Here is a 15,675-nt window from a genome sequence, read left to right as displayed (position 1 = left end):
CTTACCCCTTGTTCTGGTACACGTAGGGCTGTTGATTGACCCGCGATTGCTCGGCACGATCGCGCGCATCCAGGTCGATCGGCGCCTTGTCCCATAGCAGGGAGCGGCCGGCGCGCTGCTGTTCTTCCAGCTTCGGGTTCTTTTGCTTGAGTTCCTTGATGAAGCGGGTGATTTCAGACTCGTATTTCGAATATTGCTTCGACAGTTTCATGAGGATTTGGCAACTGAATGGGATGATCGGCTATTTTACCTTGTCTGACCGCCAGTTTCGCTTGTAACGGCAAATTTCCGGCCTCAGACGGTTGGCGCCTGCAGGCGCGCCAGCGCGGCCGGCAAATCGACCACGCAATTTTCCTCGCCGATGCGGCCGACGAAGCCGGTGCGCTCCATCAGGCTGCGCGGTTGCGGATTGATGCCGCACAGGATCAACCGGCTGCCGGAGCGATGCAGCGCCTTGTGGATGGTTTCCAGGCCATCCAGCCCGGTGGTGTCCAGGCTGATCAACTTGTGCATTTCCAGGATCATGGCGCGCGCCGGGATCGCTTGCGGCTCGACCAAGCCATCCAGTTTGCCTACCGCGCCGAAGAATAGCGAGCCGTACAGAGCATGGACGGTCACGCCTGGCGGCAACGGACCTGCCGGCGTGGCGGTGATCGGCTGGATGTCGGTCAGGCTGGAGATGCGGTAAATGAAGAACAGGCAGGCCAGCACCAGGCCGACTTCGACCGCCGTGGAGAGGTCCACCGTCACCGTCAGCAGAAAGGTGGCCAGCACCAGGATGCGGTAGTTATGGGAAAAGTGCCGCATCCGGCGGAACTCGTGCCATTCCCCCATGTTGAAGGCGACATGCAGCAGGATCGCCGCCAGCGCCGCCAGCGGGATGTCCTTCGCCAGCGGCGCGGCGACCAGCACGATCGCCGCCAGGGTGAGTGCATGGACGATGCCGGCCACCGGGCTGGTGGCGCCGGCACGGATGTTGGTAATGGTGCGCGCCATGGTGCCGGTGACCGGCAGGGCGCCGAAGAAGGGCACGACGATGTTGGCGATGCCCTGCGCCAGCAGTTCCTGGTTGGGGTCGTGGCGTTCCTGGATCAGGTTGTCGGCCACGCGGGCGCACAGGAGCGACTCGACCGCACCCAGCAGGGCGATGGTCAGGGTCGGCGCGAACAGTTGGCGCACCAGGTCCCAGCTGAAGGCGGGCAGGCGGAATTCCGGAATGCCCTGCGGGATGCCGCCGAAACGGCTGCCGATGGTCTCGATTGGCAAGCCAGGCAGGCTGACAGCGGTGGTTGCCAGCACCAGCACCAGTACCGGCCCGGGGATCGCGGTGATGAAACGCCAGGCGCGCGCAGCCGGCGATACCGGCCGACCGTCATTCTTCGGCCCGAGGTAGGCCTTGGGCCAGAGGAACAGTAGCAGCAGCGACAGCGCAGCGACCAGGACCGCCAGCGGATTGGCTGTATGCGCCTGCGCATACAGCAATTGCAACTGGGCGAAAAAATCGCCCGGCATGCGCGCAATCTCCAGCCCGAAAAAATCCTTTAGCTGCGACAGCGCGATCAGGACCGCGATGCCATTGGTGAAGCCGATCACGATCGGCACCGGGATGTAGCGGATTACGGCGCCAAGGCGCAGCATGCCCATCAGGCACAGCATCATGCCTGCCAGGATGGTGCAAATGAACAGGTTGGCCAGGCCGTACTTTTCGATGATGGCGTAGATCACCACGATGAAGGCGCCGGCCGGCCCGCCGATCTGTACGCGCGAGCCGCCCAGCGCGGAAACCAGGAAGCCGCCGATGATCGCGGCGAAGATGCCGGCTTCCGGTTTGGCGCCGGACGCGATCGCAAATGCCATTGCCAGCGGCAACGCCACCACGCCGACTGTCAGGCCGGCCATCAGGTCATTGAAGAAGCGGGCGCGGTCGTAGCCTTTGAGAGCATCGACGATGCGCGGGCGGAAGGACAGGTTCAGGTATTGCATGCCGTTGTCCTGCGCATGGCGACCGCGCCTAATTGTCTTGCAGCACGCGGCGCATCACCATCGGCGGCTGCTCGAGCGGGTTGGCGTGGGAGTATTCCAGCTCGGGCGCCAGCTCGAAACCGTAGGCGGCGTAGAGGTCCATCAGGTGCGGCTGGTCATTGTGCACCGCCAGCCGCAATTCGCGCACATTGGCTTCCTGCGCCACGTGGGTCACCGATTCGAGCAGGTGTTGCGAGAGGTTGCGACCGCGGTGGCCAGGCAAAATACCCATGCGCACGATATCCCAGACATCGGATTCGCTATCCAGCGGCAGCCAGCGCACCGAACCGACCGGCGCGCCATCGACCAGCAGGATCAGGCCGCCGCCTTGCTGCAGGTGCTGCAGGACCTGCACTGCAGTTTCGCGGTGACCGCTGGATGTCACCGCTACTTTGCCGGCCCAGGCGGCGCGGGTCAGGTCGGCCAGCAACTGGGCGTCGTCGAAGCTGGCTTCGCGGATGATCAGGTCCATGGCGTCGGCAGGCATGCAGCTTATCGAACCCGCATGCCTGGCTCGGCGCCGGGCCAGGGGTTCAGCACGTAAATGCCGGGATTGGCTTTTTCGTCGGCGCTTGACGCCGCCAGCACCATGCCTTCGGAGATGCCGAACTTCATCTTGCGCGGCGCCAGGTTGGCGACCATGACGGTCAGCTTGCCGATCAGGTCTTCCGGCTGGTAGGCCGACTTGATACCGGAGAAAACGTTGCGCAGGCGGCCTTCGCCCGCATCCAGCGTCAGGCGCAGCAGCTTGTCGGAGCCTTCGACCTGTTCGCAATTGACGATTTTGGCGATGCGCAAGTCGATTTTGGCAAAGTCGTCGATCTTGATTTCAGGGGCGAGCGGTTCGATGCCGCTGACTGCGCTGTCGGCAGCCGAGGCGGCAGGCGTTGCCGCCGATGTTGCGGCGGTGGCGGCATTGGCCGCGGCAGGCGCTGATTCCGGCTTGTCGAACAGGCTTTCCAGCATTTTCGGATCCACCCGCGTCATCAAATGTTCGAAGGTGCCGATCGAAGTCGGCCAGGTGTGCAGGTCGGCCCAGGTCAGATCGCGTCCGATGCCGAACAGCGCCGCTACCTTGCGCGCAACTTCCGGCAGCACCGGCGCCAGGAACACGGAGAGGCGATGGAAGGCCAGCAGCAGGTCGCTGCAGACATCCTGCAAGGCCTGGCCGTTGGCCGGGTCCTTGGCCAGTTCCCATGGCTTTTTCGCATCGACGTACTGGTTGACTTCATCGGCCAGCGCCATGATGTGGCGGATCGCCTTGCCATATTCGCGCGTCTCGAAGGCATCGCGGATCGCCGCTTCCTCGCCGTTTTTCAACGATTCCCAGAAGCGGTTGCCGCTGGTGCCGGCCGTAACCGGATTGCTCAGCTTGCCATCGAAGCGCTTGCTGATGAAGCCGGCGGCGCGGCTGGCAATGTTGACGTACTTGCCGATCAGGTCGGCATTCACCTTGGCGATGAAATCTTCCGGGTTGAAGTCGATATCCTCGACCTTGGCATTGAGCTTGACGGCGATGTAGTAGCGCAGCCATTCCGGATCCATCTTCAGGTCGAGGTAGCGCAGCGGCGAAATGCCGGTGCCGCGCGACTTGCTCATCTTTTCGCCGCCAACCGTCATGTGGCCGTGCACATTGACTTTCAGCTTGTCGATGACGGGATGGCCCGAAAATTTCAGCATGGTTGGCCAGAACAGCAGATGGAAGGAGACGATATCCTTGCCGATGAAATGCACCTGCTCGGTGGCCGGGTCGTTCAGCAGCGCCTGGTAATCGAGGCCTTTCTTGCTGCAATAGTTTTTCAGGCTGGCCAGGTAGCCCACCGGCGCATCCAGCCAGACATAGAAAAACTTGCCCGGCGCATCGGGGATGGGGATGCCGAAATAGGGCGCATCGCGCGAGATATCCCAGTCCGCCAGGTCCTTGCCGTCATTGCCCAGCCATTCGCTGACCTTGTTGACCATTTCCGACTGCAGGCGGCCCGGCGAATTGAGCCATTCCTGCAGGAAGGCGAAGCAGCGTTCATCGGACAGCTTGAAGAAATATTGTTCCGAAGGCTTCATCACGGGCGTGGCGCCGGTCAGCGCCGAATACGGGTTCTTCAGCTCGGTCGGCTCGTAGGCGGCGCCGCAGACTTCGCAATTGTCGCCGTACTGGTCACGGGCAGAGCACTTCGGGCATTCGCCCTTGATGTTGCGGTCGGCCAGGAACATGCCCTTGACCGGGTCGAAAAAGCGCTCGACCACCTTGGTGACGATCAGGCCGGCTTCTTTCAGCTTCAGGTAAATAGCTTGCGACAGCTCGGTGTTTTCCGGCGAATCGGTGGAATGCCAGTTGTCGAAGGAGATATGGAAACCGTTCAGGTATTGCGGCCGGCCGGCGGCGATGTTCGCGACGAATTCCTGCGGCGTGATGCCGGCCTTTTCCGCGGCGATCATGATCGGCGTGCCATGCGCATCGTCGGCGCCGACGAAATGCACTTCGTTGCCCTGCATTCGCTGGAACCGCACCCAGATGTCGGCCTGGATGTATTCCATGATGTGGCCGATGTGGAAAGCGCCATTGGCGTAGGGCAGGGCGGTGGTGACGAAAAGCTTGCGGGGCTGTGGGGTACTCATACGTGTTGCGGGGTTTTCTGAAATAAAACAGTCATTTTAGCAGCGCAAGCGGCAATTTCGCTGGAAATGCGCCTTCAAACTGTCATGAAGCCGCACGAACGCACCGCGATGTCGCCTTGACTTGCCTGGCAGCCCGGCACCGGCATTTGGTTTAGACTTGCAACTTAGTGAAGAATCCGGAGAAATAATGAGTATTTCAGTTGATGCAGTGAAGGTGGCTTTGGCCGCTGTGATGGACCCGAATACCGGCAAGGATCTGGTTTCCGGCAAATCCGCAAAGAACATTCAGGTCAGCGGCGCCGACGTCAGCCTGGACGTCGAGCTCGGCTACCCGGCCAATAGCCAGATCGCGCTGCTGCACGACGCCGCCCTTGGCGCCGTCAGGGGGATCCCGGGCGTTGGCAGGGTCACGGTCAATGTCTACGCCAATATCCTTTCGCACGCGGTGCAGCGCGGCGTCAAGCTGCTGTCGAATGTGAAAAACATCATCGCGGTGGCGTCCGGCAAGGGCGGTGTCGGCAAATCCACCACGGCGGCCAACCTGGCGCTGGCGCTGGCGGCCGAAGGGGCAAAGGTCGGCTTGCTGGACGCCGACATTTACGGTCCTTCGCAGCCGATGATGATGGGCATTTCCGGCCGGCCCGAAAGCCTCGACGGCAAGACCATGGAGCCGCTGGAAAACCATGGCGTGCAAGTCTCGTCCATCGGTTTCATGATCGACCCCGACCAGCCGATGGTCTGGCGCGGCCCGATGGTCGTGCAGGCGCTGATGCAATTGCTGGAGCAGACCAACTGGCGTGCACTGGATTACCTGATCATCGACATGCCGCCAGGCACCGGCGACATCCAGCTGACCCTGTCGCAAAAAGTGCCGGTGACTGGCGCCGTGATCGTCACCACGCCCCAGGACATCGCCTTGCTGGATGCGCGCAAGGGCCTGAAGATGTTCGAGAAGGTGGACATCCCCATCCTCGGCGTGGTCGAGAACATGAGTACCCACATCTGTTCCAACTGTGGCCATGCCGAAGCGATCTTCGGCGCCGGCGGCGGCGAGAAGATGTGCCGGGAATACGGCGTCGATTTTCTCGGCGCGCTGCCGCTGACCATGTCGATTCGCGAACAGACCGATTCGGGCAAGCCGACCGTGGTGGCCGATCCGGAAGGGCCGGTGGCGGAGATTTACCGGCAGATCGCCCGCAAGGTGGCGGTCAAGGTGGCAGAAAAGGCCAGGGATATGACCAGCAAGTTTCCGACGATTGTGGTCAAGAATGATTAATGGACATCCTCCGGAAATCCTCCTAGAATGCTCGTTTGGCGAAAATTGCGCCAGCAAGTCTGGAATTTAATTTCGACAACATATTCTGTAAGAGCGAGAAAGGCACCTGGTTATGACACCGCGAACTAGCATCAGTGGTACGCAGCGACGCTAGTCGGGTCTTTCATCGCTTGAATGAAGAACGCGGCTGGTCCGCGTTTTTTTTTGCCCGCATTTTTCACGCAGTTTTAGTTCTAAGTCCGCAAGCAGCTTGCTGCCGCATGGAGAAAATAAATGGTTGCAATCCGACTTCCCGATGGTTCACAACGTCAATTCGATGCGCCGGTCACGGTGGCGCAAGTCGCCGCCAGTATCGGCGCGGGTCTTGCCAAGGCGGCGCTGGCCGGCAAGGTCGACGGCAAGCTGGTCGACACTTCCTACCTGATCGAGCAGGATGCCGATCTCGCCATCGTCACCGACAAGGATGCCGATGGCCTGGAAGTGATCCGCCATTCGACCGCGCACTTGCTGGCTTACGCGGTCAAGGAATTGTTTCCGGACGCCCAGGTGACCATCGGCCCGGTGATCGAGAACGGCTTTTACTACGATTTTTCCTACAAGCGCCCTTTCACCCCGGACGACTTGCTAGCGATCGAAAAGAAGATGGCGGAACTGGCAAAGAAGGACGAGCCGGTTACCCGCACGGTGTTGCCGCGCGACGAGGCGGTGACCTATTTCAAGTCGATCGGCGAAGCCTATAAGGCGGAAATCATTGCATCGATCCCGGCCGACCAGGATGTGTCGCTGTATGCCGAGGGCAAGTTCACCGACCTGTGCCGCGGTCCGCACGTGCCATCGACCGGCAAGCTGAAGGTCTTCAAGCTGATGAAGCTGGCTGGTGCCTACTGGCGCGGCGACTCGAAGAACGAGATGCTGCAGCGCGTGTATGGTACCGCCTGGGCCAAGAAGGAAGATCAGGAAGCCTACTTGCACATGCTGGAGGAAGCCGAGAAGCGCGATCACCGCAAGCTGGGCAAGGCGCTGGACCTGTTTCACTTCCAGGAAGAAGCCCCGGGCCTGGTGTTCTGGCACCCGAAGGGCTGGACCGTGTGGCAGCAGGTCGAGCAATACATGCGCAGCGTGTACCAGCAAAATGGTTATCAGGAAGTCAAGGCGCCGCAAATCCTTGATCGCAGCCTGTGGGAAAAGACCGGCCACTGGGAAAACTATCGCGAAAACATGTTCGTGACCGAATCGGAAAACCGCAACTATGCGTTGAAGCCGATGAATTGCCCTGGGCATGTGCAGATTTACAACTCGGACATGCGCAGCTACCGCGACCTGCCGCTGCGTTATGGCGAATTCGGCCAGTGCCACCGCAACGAGCCATCCGGCGCGCTGCACGGCATCATGCGCGTACGCGGCTTTACCCAGGATGACGGCCATATTTTCTGCACCGAAGAGCAGATCCTGGAAGAAGTGCAGGCTTTCCATACCCAGGCCATGCAGGTGTATGCCGATTTCGGCTTTTCCGGTATTTCGATCAAGATCGCCTTGCGCCCGGAAAACCGCATCGGCTCGGACGAAGTCTGGGATCGTGCGGAAGATACCCTGCGCAATGCGCTCAAGGCTTGCGGCGTGACCTGGGAGGAATTGCCGGGTGAAGGCGCTTTTTACGGTCCGAAGATCGAATACCACCTGAAGGATTCGCTGGGTCGCCCATGGCAGGTTGGCACCATGCAGGTCGATTTCTCGATGCCGGGCCGCCTCGGTGCGGAGTATGTCGATGTCGACAATACCCGCAAGGTGCCGGTGATGCTGCATCGGGCAATTGTTGGCTCTTTGGAGCGTTTTATCGGCATTTTGATCGAAAATCACGCCGGCGCGCTGCCTTTGTGGCTGGCGCCGGTGCAGGTTGCCGTCTTGAACATTTCGGATGCGCAGTCTGATTATGCGCAAAGCGTCGCACAAAACCTGAAAAAACAAGGGTTTAGGGTTCAGCTCGATTTGCGTAACGAGAAAATAACCTATAAAATACGCGAGCATTCTGTTAAAAAGCTGCCTTACATCGTCGTCATCGGCGACAAGGAGCGGGATGCCAACACCGTGGCCGTGCGTGCGCGAGGGAATGTCGATCTGGGTGTCATGCCCGTCGATCAGCTGGTGGAACGCCTGAAAAACGAGGTCGATACCAAAGTCTGATCGGGACCCCTCGACGTGGAGCACGGCTTAATTATTTGATTTTTAAAGGAAACTGCAATAGCTACGGATAAATCGCATCGCATCAATGGCGAAATCACCGCACCTGAGGTGCGCTTGTCTGGTGTTGAAAACGAAGCCCTTGGCATCGTCAGTCTGGCCGAAGCTTTCCGCTTGGCCGAAGAAGCCAATGTGGACTTGGTGGAAATTGCGCCGACTGCGCAGCCGCCGGTATGCCGCTTGATGGATTACGGCAAGTTCAAATACCAGGAACAGAAAAAAGCGCACGAAGCCAAGCTCAAGCAAAAAATCGTCCTGGTCAAGGAAGTGAAATTCCGGCCGGGTACCGATGACGGTGACTACAACATCAAGCTGCGTAACCTGATCAGGTTCCTTGATGAAGACGGTGACAAGGCCAAGATCACATTGCGTTATCGCGGTCGCGAAATGGCGCATCAGGATATTGGCATGCGTATGCTGGAGCGTTTGAAAGCCGACTTGGAGCCGTATGCCCAGGTCGAGCAGTTTCCGAAGATGGAAGGCCGCCAGATGATTATGGTTCTGGCGCCGAAGAAGAAAAAGTAATAAATCGGGGACAGAGTTTGTAAGCCGCCGAAGCGCGGCGAGCTACTCTGTCCCCGACTAATTAAGTAGATTGGGGAAAGAGTTTGCGAGGCGCCGCAGCGTGCCGAGTTACTCTGTCCCCAACACTATAAAAAATTGCGTGCCCCGCCCAGTAATGGACGAGACACACAAACTGCAGCGGCCTCGATGCCACTGCAAAATAAGTGAAAGCAGGCATCCAAGTGCAACGAAGTGTTGCCACCTGCAATCATCTAAAAAATGGAGCTGTCCCTCAAGGACAGACATTGTCATGGCAAAAATGAAGACCAAGAGCAGCGCGAAGAAGCGTTTTCGCGTGCGCCCGGGTGGAACTGTCAAATGTGGTCACGCTTTCAAGCGTCACATCCTGACCAAGAAAACCACCAAAAACAAGCGCCAATTGCGCGGTATCACCAACGTTCATGCTGCTGACGTCGTATCCGTCATGCGCATGATGCCGTTCGCCTAACCTCACACATAAGGAGCTACTATGCCTAGAGTTAAACGTGGGGTTACCGCACGCGCCCGTCACAAGAAAGTCCTCAACGCCGCCAAGGGTTACCGCGGCCGCCGCAGCACGGTCTACCGCATCGCCAAGCAGGCGGTCATGCGCGCAGGCCAATATGCCTACCGCGATCGTCGTAACAAGAAGCGCGTGTTCCGCGCACTGTGGATCACCCGTATCAACGCGGCTTCGCGTCAGCACGGTCTGACCTACAGCGTGTTCATGAATGGCTTGAAGAAAGCTTCGATCGAGCTGGACCGTAAAGTCCTGGCTGACATGGCTGTGATGGACAAGCCGGCATTTGCCGCGATTGTCAATCAGGTGAAGGCCAAGATCGCTGCGTAAGCAATGCTTGCGGCACTTCGGTGCCGTGCAATACAGGCGGGGCAAAGGTCGACACCTTGGCCCCGTTTTATTTTGAATTGGCAAAGCATGAATCCCCTAGAACAACTCGTCATCCAGGCGCAGGCTGATTTCGCCGCCGCGCAGGATGCCGCCGCGCTGGAAAACGCGAAGGCGAAATATCTCGGCAAGACCGGGCAAATCACCGAACAGATGAAGGGCCTGGGCAAGCTGGCGCCGGAAGAGCGCAAGGCCCAGGGCGCCGTCATCAACGCCGCCAAGGAACAGATCGAGAATGCGCTGACAGCGCGCCGCGATGCGCTGGCCAATGCGCAGCTGGAAGCGCGCCTGAACGCCGAAGCGATCGACGTCAGCATGCCGGGTCGCGGCCGTGGCGTCGGCGGCATTCACCCGGTGATGCGCACCTGGCAGCGCGTCGAGGAAATCTTTGCTTCGATCGGCTTCGATGTGGCCGACGGCCCCGAGATCGAGACCGACTGGAATAATTTCACCGCCTTGAACAGCCCGGAAAACCATCCGGCGCGTTCGATGCAGGATACTTTCTACATCGAGGAAAAGGATGGCGCCGGCAAGCCGCTGCTGCTGCGCACCCATACCAGCCCGATGCAGGTGCGCTACGCACGTACGCATACGCCGCCGATCAAGGTGATCGCGCCTGGCCGTACCTATCGCGTCGACAGCGATGCCACCCATTCGCCGATGTTCCACCAGGTCGAGGGCTTGTGGATTGCCGAAGACATCAGCTTTGCCGACCTGAAGGGCGTGTACCTCAATTTCGTCAAGGCCTTCTTCGAGACCGACGACTTGCAGGTGCGCTTCCGTCCCTCGTACTTTCCCTTCACCGAACCGTCGGCCGAGATCGATATCGCCTTCGGCAGCGGTCCGTTGAAAGGGCGCTGGCTGGAAGTTTCCGGCGCTGGCCAGGTGCATCCGACGGTGGTGCGCAATTATGGCCTGGACCCGGAAAAATACCTTGGCTTTGCCTTTGGTTCCGGCCTGGAGCGCCTGACCATGCTGCGCTACGGCATCAACGATTTGCGCCTGTTTTACGAGGGCGATTTGCGCTTCCTGAAGCAGTTCAATTGATCGCGCAATTGTTTAGAATATCTGAAGGCTGAATTATGCAATTTTCCGAAAAATGGCTGCGTACGATGGTCGATCCGAAGATGACTTCGGATGAGCTGGCGCATTTGCTGACGATGTCGGGCCTCGAGGTCGAGGAAGTCGAACCGGTCGCTCAGCCTTTCTCGAACGTGGTCGTGGCCAAGGTGCTGGAAGTCGCCAGGCATCCCAATGCCGACCGTCTGAACGTGTGCCAGGTCGATGCCGGCACCGGCACGCTGCTCAACATCGTCTGCGGTGCGCCCAATGTGCGCGCCGGCATGAAGGTGGCGTGCGCCATGGCCGGCGCCATGCTGCCGCCGGGCGACGATGGCAAATCCTTCGAGATCAAGGTCGGTCAATTGCGCGGGGTCGAGTCGCAGGGCATGCTGTGCTCGGCGCGCGAATTGCGCCTGTCGGAAGAAAATGCCGGCCTGATGGATTTGCCGGAAGATGCGCCGGTCGGCCAGAATTTCCGCGATTATTATCTGCTGAACGACCTCAAATTTACCATCAAGCTGACGCCGAACAAGGCCGATTGCCTGTCGGTGCTGGGCGTGGCGCGCGAAGTCGCAGCCCTGACCGGTATGCCGCTGAAGGCGCCGACCTTTACTGCGGTGGCGGTCAATTCGGCTGAAAAGCTGGCGGTGAAAGTATCGGCGCCGGATCTGTGCGGGCGCTTTTCAGGACGCGTGATCCGTGGTGTCAATGCCAGGGCGGCGACGCCGGAATGGATGAAGCGGCGCCTGGAGCGCAGCGGCCAGCGCCCAATCTCGGCACTGGTGGATATCTCCAACTATGTGATGCTGGAACTGGGCCGTCCGACCCATGTGTTCGACCTCGACAAGATCGATGGCGGCCTGGATGTGCGCTGGGGCCGCAAGGGCGAATCGCTCAAACTCCTGAACGGCAATACGGTCGAGGTGGATGACTGGGTCGGCGTCATCGCTGCCGATCGCGGCATCGAATCGCTGGCCGGCATCATGGGCGGCGACGATACCGCTGTCACGCTGGAGACGCAAAACATTTACGTCGAAGCCGCTTTCTGGTGGCCGAACGCCATCCAGGGGCGTGCCCGCCGCTACAATTTTTCAACCGATGCGGCGCACCGTTTCGAGCGCGGCGTCGATTTTGCCACTACCGTCGCGCATCTGGAGCGCATCACCGCACTGATCGTGGAAATCTGCGGCCAGAAGGACCAGACCCTGGTCGGGCCGGTGGATGACCAGATCCTGAATCTGCCGGTGCGCGCGCCGGTGCATGTGCGTACCGCGCGCGCCGTGAAAGTGATCGGTGTGCCGCTGTCGTCCGGGCAGATCGCCGATATCTTCACCCGCCTCGGCCTCGAATTTGTCGCCCAGGGCGACGGTTTCGATGTCACGCCGCCTTCCTACCGCTTCGATATCGAGATCGAGGAAGACTTGATCGAGGAAATCGCGCGTGTCTACGGTTTCGAGAATATTCCGGCGCTGCCGCCGGTGGCAGCGAACGAAATGCGCATTCCGCCGGAAAACAGCCGCTCGCTGTTTACCGTGCGGCGTCTGCTGGCTGACCTCGATTACCAGGAAGTGGTCAATTACAGTTTTGTCGAGGAAGCCTGGGAAGCCGATTTCAGCGGCAATACGAACCCGATCCGCCTCTTGAACCCGATCGCCAGTCAGATGAGCGTGATGCGCTCTTCGCTGGTGGCGAGCCTGGTCGCCAATGTGCGCTACAACCTGAACCGCAAGCTCAGCCGCGTGCGCGTGTTCGAAACCGGTGCGGTCTTCCTGCGCAATCCCGCCGCCCAGGATGGCGCACTGACTGTGGCCGGTTTCGATCAGCCCAAGCGGGTCGCCGCGCTGGCGTATGGCCCGGTGGTCGAGGAGCAGTGGGGACAGCCATCGCGCAATATCGATTTCTTCGATGTGAAGGCGGACCTGGAAGTCTTGTTCGCACCGCAGCAGCTGCGTTTCGTCAAGGCCGAACACCCGGCGCTGCATCCGGGCCGCTCGGCGCAGGTCTTTCTTGAGGGTAAGGAAATTGGTGTTGTCGGCGAACTGCATCCGCGCTGGCAGCAAAAATATGCTTTGCCGCTGGCCCCTGTGGTATTTGAAGTCGATGCGGCTGCTTTGCAAGCGCGTCAAGTGCCCGCCTACCAGGAAATTTCGAAATTCCCGGCTGTGACGCGCGATTTGGCGCTGGTAGTGCCGCAAGCGCTGGCGGCACAGGAACTGCTCGATACCTTGTTTGCTGAAAAGGCATCAAACTCGCAATGCAGCATTTTGCAAGCCATTGTTTTATTTGATGAATATCGCGGTAAAGGACTGGAAAACAACGAAAAAAGCCTTGCTTTCCGTTTCACCTTGCAAGATACTCAAACAACCCTGCAGGATGACAAGGTGGAGGCGGCCATCGCTGCTTTGCTGGCAGCCGTCACGAAAAAGCATGATGCAAAATTGCGTACCTGATGCAGGAGGGGGAGTTTTAGCATGAATGACGTGACTTCAGCCGAATTTCAATCGATTCTGACTGCCGACCTGAACCGGGCCATGCTCGAGGCACGGGCGCGTTCGCAGGCGGAAAAAGAATTGCCAACCCTGACCAAGGCTGAACTGGCCGAACTGCTGTTCGAGCAGGTCGGTCTGAACAAGCGCGAAGCCAAGGATATGGTGGAGACCTTTTTCGATGAAATCCGCAATGCGCTGGAGCGGGGCGAATCGGTCAAGTTGTCCGGCTTCGGCAATTTCCAGTTGCGCGACAAACCGCAACGGCCTGGTCGCAATCCCAAGACCGGCGAGGAAATTCCCATTACCGCGCGCCGCGTAGTGACATTCCATGCCAGCCAAAAACTGAAAGGCATGGTAGAAGTCGCCAGCCGCCAGCCGCTTGCCAGCATTTCCTGAGTTAGTGCATGAACGATCGCGCCATCCTTAAGCCCGAGGCGACGGCATTGCCGCCGATTCCCGCCAAGCGTTACTTCACGATCGGCGAGGTGAGTGAATTGTGCGGGGTCAAGCCGCATGTGTTGCGCTATTGGGAGCAGGAATTTACCCAGTTGAAGCCGGTCAAGCGACGCGGCAACCGCCGTTATTATCAGCACCACGAAGTGCTGCTGATCCGCCGCATCCGTGAATTGCTCTACGAACAGGGCTTTACCATCAGCGGTGCCAGGAACAGGCTGGAAAATTCAGCATTGGCGGATGCACGCGGCAGCAGTGGCGGGGCACCTGCCGTCGCACTGGCCATTGCCAGCCCGGCTGCCCTGCGCGCCGAGTTGTCGGCAATCATGGAATTGCTGAAGCCTGGGCCTTAAAGCCTGTGCCGCATTAAAAATCCGCCGCATTAAAAACCTGCCGCATTAAAAACCCGCATTAATACGCTTGAAATATGACCCCCGACAATTAATCTTGGGGGAACAATTGGTATCGTTAAAACTCCTATCGGCAGCTTGAACCATTTCGCTGGATTGGAGTTAAAAATGACCTCAGACGAAATCGTTAGCGAAATCAGCCGGAAAAACCGGGATGCCTTCCCGATGCTCGATGAGTGCGAATACCTTAGCCGCGACCAGGTGCTCGATTTGATGGATGCCGCCGCCATGCGCGGATTTCAGTTCGGCAGCAACGTTGCCTTGTCGATGGTGCAGGGCGCCCTGCTGGTGCAACTGGCGCGCGCACCGGATCTGCAAGAAAAACCCCGGCACTAGGCACGTATCATGATTTTTTCAGGGTGCGTGCCGACGATTTGAAGGCCTGGGTCTTTTCCATCGCGCTCTCGCGCCCCATTACTTCCAGGCTGACCAGCAGCGCAATGGCGCCCTCGATGCGGCCGATCGCCCGTTCCGTGTCCAGGTGGTCGAGCGCCTTGGTGGTGCGGTCCAGCAAGTCGTCATACACGCGTTCGATGGCAGCAGCAGAATGCAGCAAGGCATTGCCGACATTGCCATCGACCAGGCTGGCTGCGCTTTTCTGATAATAGCAGAAAACATCCTGCAGTCGCTTGACATAGTGGGCCGGTAATTCGAAATGTCGCGCCAGCGCCTGCGCCAGTTCCAGTGCGGATTTTTCCGGCGGCGTTGCATGGCCGCCGACATGCGCCAAGCAAAAGCCGTGCAGGTGCATGCTGGTGACCAGCTGTTCGATCGCTGAAAACAGGCGCATCTGCCCGATTTCATCTGCCGAGACCGGGGTGGCGCGTATCAGTCGTTCGCCGGCCCAATGTTCGAAAGGCGGCGGGGCCGATTGCCGGCCCTGCTGCACCCAGGCAATCGTCATCTTGTCATAGTCTTCCTGCAGTTTTTTATGGTCGGTTTCGCTGATGATGATGTTGACTGCTGGCATGGTGTTGGCTTGCTGGTTCGGGCGGTAATGTCTCTCATTTTATCCGCACGGGCTGCTATCACCAACACCTTGGTAGAATCGTGCACCGGCAGGCACGGGCGGGCATGGCGTCAGGAACACCCGTGCTTGCGCAAGGTCACATGACAGTCGCGCTCGCATGCACAACCTGGCGTGGGCAAGCGCACAATCGCAACACGCCGCATGGCAGCGGCCACGTCGCCGGATTCTTCGAGTTACCTTAATTTCGGGAAATGCGCCATGACAGACTTAAGTACCGGGCAGATCGCCGAACTGAAAAAAATCCTGCAGGAGCGGGAGCAAGCCTTGCGCGACGATATACGGCGTGAAGTGAACCAGCAAGATGATTATGCGGACGTTGCCAGCGAAGCGCCGGATGCGGGCGACGCGTCCTTCGCTGACCTTTCCGTCGATCTGGGCAATGCCGCAGTGGGCCGCGACCTCGGTGAATTGAAGGCGGTGCAGCATGCCTATGAGCGCATCGATAATGGCAAGTATGGGGAATGTATCGAATGCGGCTTCGACATTCCGTATGAACGGCTGAAAGTGCAGCCTGCCGCCGAGCGTTGCGCGCCGTGCCAGATGCAACATGAAAAAACCTACATCGACCCCACCAAGGGCTCCAGCATGTAGCCGGCAAGAAAAGTAGCAGGCGCATGGGCATCCGGACT

General features: G+C 59.3%; 16 protein-coding genes. 11 read left to right on the top strand and 5 right to left on the bottom strand.

What is annotated here, in order from left to right; all coding sequences use genetic code 11:
• Nucleotide 1 precedes the first annotated feature (1 nt).
• The 4 genes from D3878_RS07510 to metG all read right to left on the bottom strand — a co-directional run bounded on the left by D3878_RS07510 (nt 2) and on the right by metG (nt 4,638).
• Nucleotides 2-211: a DUF3460 family protein gene (locus D3878_RS07510; RefSeq protein WP_119784900.1), complete on the bottom strand. Its 210-nt coding sequence runs from the start codon at nt 209-211 to the stop codon at nt 2-4.
• A gap of 83 nt (nt 212-294) precedes the next feature.
• Nucleotides 295-1,983, bottom strand: coding sequence for a SulP family inorganic anion transporter (locus tag D3878_RS07505; protein WP_119784899.1), 1,689 nt, complete (start codon nt 1,981-1,983; stop codon nt 295-297).
• A 28-nt stretch (nt 1,984-2,011) separates the two neighbouring features.
• Nucleotides 2,012-2,494: a GNAT family N-acetyltransferase gene (locus D3878_RS07500; protein WP_119787758.1), complete on the bottom strand. Its 483-nt coding sequence runs from the start codon at nt 2,492-2,494 to the stop codon at nt 2,012-2,014.
• Between the two features lie 20 nt (nt 2,495-2,514).
• Nucleotides 2,515-4,638, bottom strand: coding sequence for a methionine--tRNA ligase (gene metG / locus D3878_RS07495; protein WP_119784898.1), 2,124 nt, complete (start codon nt 4,636-4,638; stop codon nt 2,515-2,517).
• A 187-nt stretch (nt 4,639-4,825) separates the two neighbouring features.
• On the opposite strand from metG, the gene apbC reads away from it, so the two are divergent.
• From apbC to D3878_RS07445, 10 genes are all read left to right on the top strand, one after another.
• Nucleotides 4,826-5,914, top strand: coding sequence for an iron-sulfur cluster carrier protein ApbC (gene apbC, locus D3878_RS07490; protein WP_119784897.1), 1,089 nt, complete (start codon nt 4,826-4,828; stop codon nt 5,912-5,914).
• 273 nt (nt 5,915-6,187) lie between these two features.
• Nucleotides 6,188-8,095, top strand: coding sequence for a threonine--tRNA ligase (gene thrS, locus D3878_RS07485; protein ID WP_119784896.1), 1,908 nt, complete (start codon nt 6,188-6,190; stop codon nt 8,093-8,095).
• 57 nt (nt 8,096-8,152) lie between these two features.
• Nucleotides 8,153-8,677 (top strand): translation initiation factor IF-3, encoded by a 525-nt coding sequence (infC, locus tag D3878_RS07480; RefSeq protein WP_119784895.1) that lies wholly within the window; start codon nt 8,153-8,155, stop codon nt 8,675-8,677.
• A 289-nt stretch (nt 8,678-8,966) separates the two neighbouring features.
• Nucleotides 8,967-9,164 (top strand): 50S ribosomal protein L35, encoded by a 198-nt coding sequence (rpmI, locus tag D3878_RS07475; RefSeq protein ID WP_158592208.1) that lies wholly within the window; start codon nt 8,967-8,969, stop codon nt 9,162-9,164.
• A gap of 21 nt (nt 9,165-9,185) precedes the next feature.
• Nucleotides 9,186-9,545: a 50S ribosomal protein L20 gene (gene rplT, locus D3878_RS07470; RefSeq protein WP_119784893.1), complete on the top strand. Its 360-nt coding sequence runs from the start codon at nt 9,186-9,188 to the stop codon at nt 9,543-9,545.
• Between the two features lie 87 nt (nt 9,546-9,632).
• Nucleotides 9,633-10,649 carry a phenylalanine--tRNA ligase subunit alpha gene (pheS, locus tag D3878_RS07465; protein ID WP_119784892.1) on the top strand — a complete coding sequence of 339 codons (1,017 nt, stop codon included), beginning with the start codon at nt 9,633-9,635 and terminating at the stop codon, nt 10,647-10,649.
• 35 nt (nt 10,650-10,684) lie between these two features.
• A complete protein-coding gene (pheT, locus tag D3878_RS07460; protein ID WP_119784891.1) occupies nt 10,685-13,114 on the top strand; it encodes a phenylalanine--tRNA ligase subunit beta in 2,430 nt (809 codons plus the stop codon).
• An 81-nt stretch (nt 13,115-13,195) separates the two neighbouring features.
• On the top strand, nt 13,196-13,549 hold the full coding sequence (locus tag D3878_RS07455) for an integration host factor subunit alpha (RefSeq protein ID WP_476638917.1): 354 nt from the start codon (nt 13,196-13,198) through the stop codon (nt 13,547-13,549).
• 8 nt (nt 13,550-13,557) lie between these two features.
• Complete coding sequence (locus D3878_RS07450; RefSeq protein ID WP_119784889.1) at nt 13,558-13,959, top strand: MerR family transcriptional regulator; 402 nt, start codon at nt 13,558-13,560, stop codon at nt 13,957-13,959.
• A gap of 165 nt (nt 13,960-14,124) precedes the next feature.
• A complete protein-coding gene (locus D3878_RS07445; protein ID WP_119784888.1) occupies nt 14,125-14,352 on the top strand; it encodes a hypothetical protein in 228 nt (75 codons plus the stop codon).
• Between the two features lie 7 nt (nt 14,353-14,359).
• On the opposite strand, the gene D3878_RS07440 is transcribed toward D3878_RS07445, so the two are convergent.
• Complete coding sequence (locus D3878_RS07440; protein ID WP_119784887.1) at nt 14,360-14,986, bottom strand: hypothetical protein; 627 nt, start codon at nt 14,984-14,986, stop codon at nt 14,360-14,362.
• Nucleotides 14,987-15,244: 258 nt separating this feature from the next.
• Between D3878_RS07440 and D3878_RS07435 the strand changes: the two genes are divergently transcribed.
• A complete protein-coding gene (locus D3878_RS07435; RefSeq protein WP_158592207.1) occupies nt 15,245-15,637 on the top strand; it encodes a TraR/DksA family transcriptional regulator in 393 nt (130 codons plus the stop codon).
• The last annotated feature ends 38 nt before the right edge of the window (nt 15,638-15,675 follow it).

This window comes from Noviherbaspirillum sedimenti, assembly GCF_003590835.1.
Lineage (GTDB): Bacteria > Pseudomonadota > Gammaproteobacteria > Burkholderiales > Burkholderiaceae_D > Paucimonas > Paucimonas sedimenti.
This window is presented reverse-complemented; position numbering and strand designations above follow the sequence as displayed.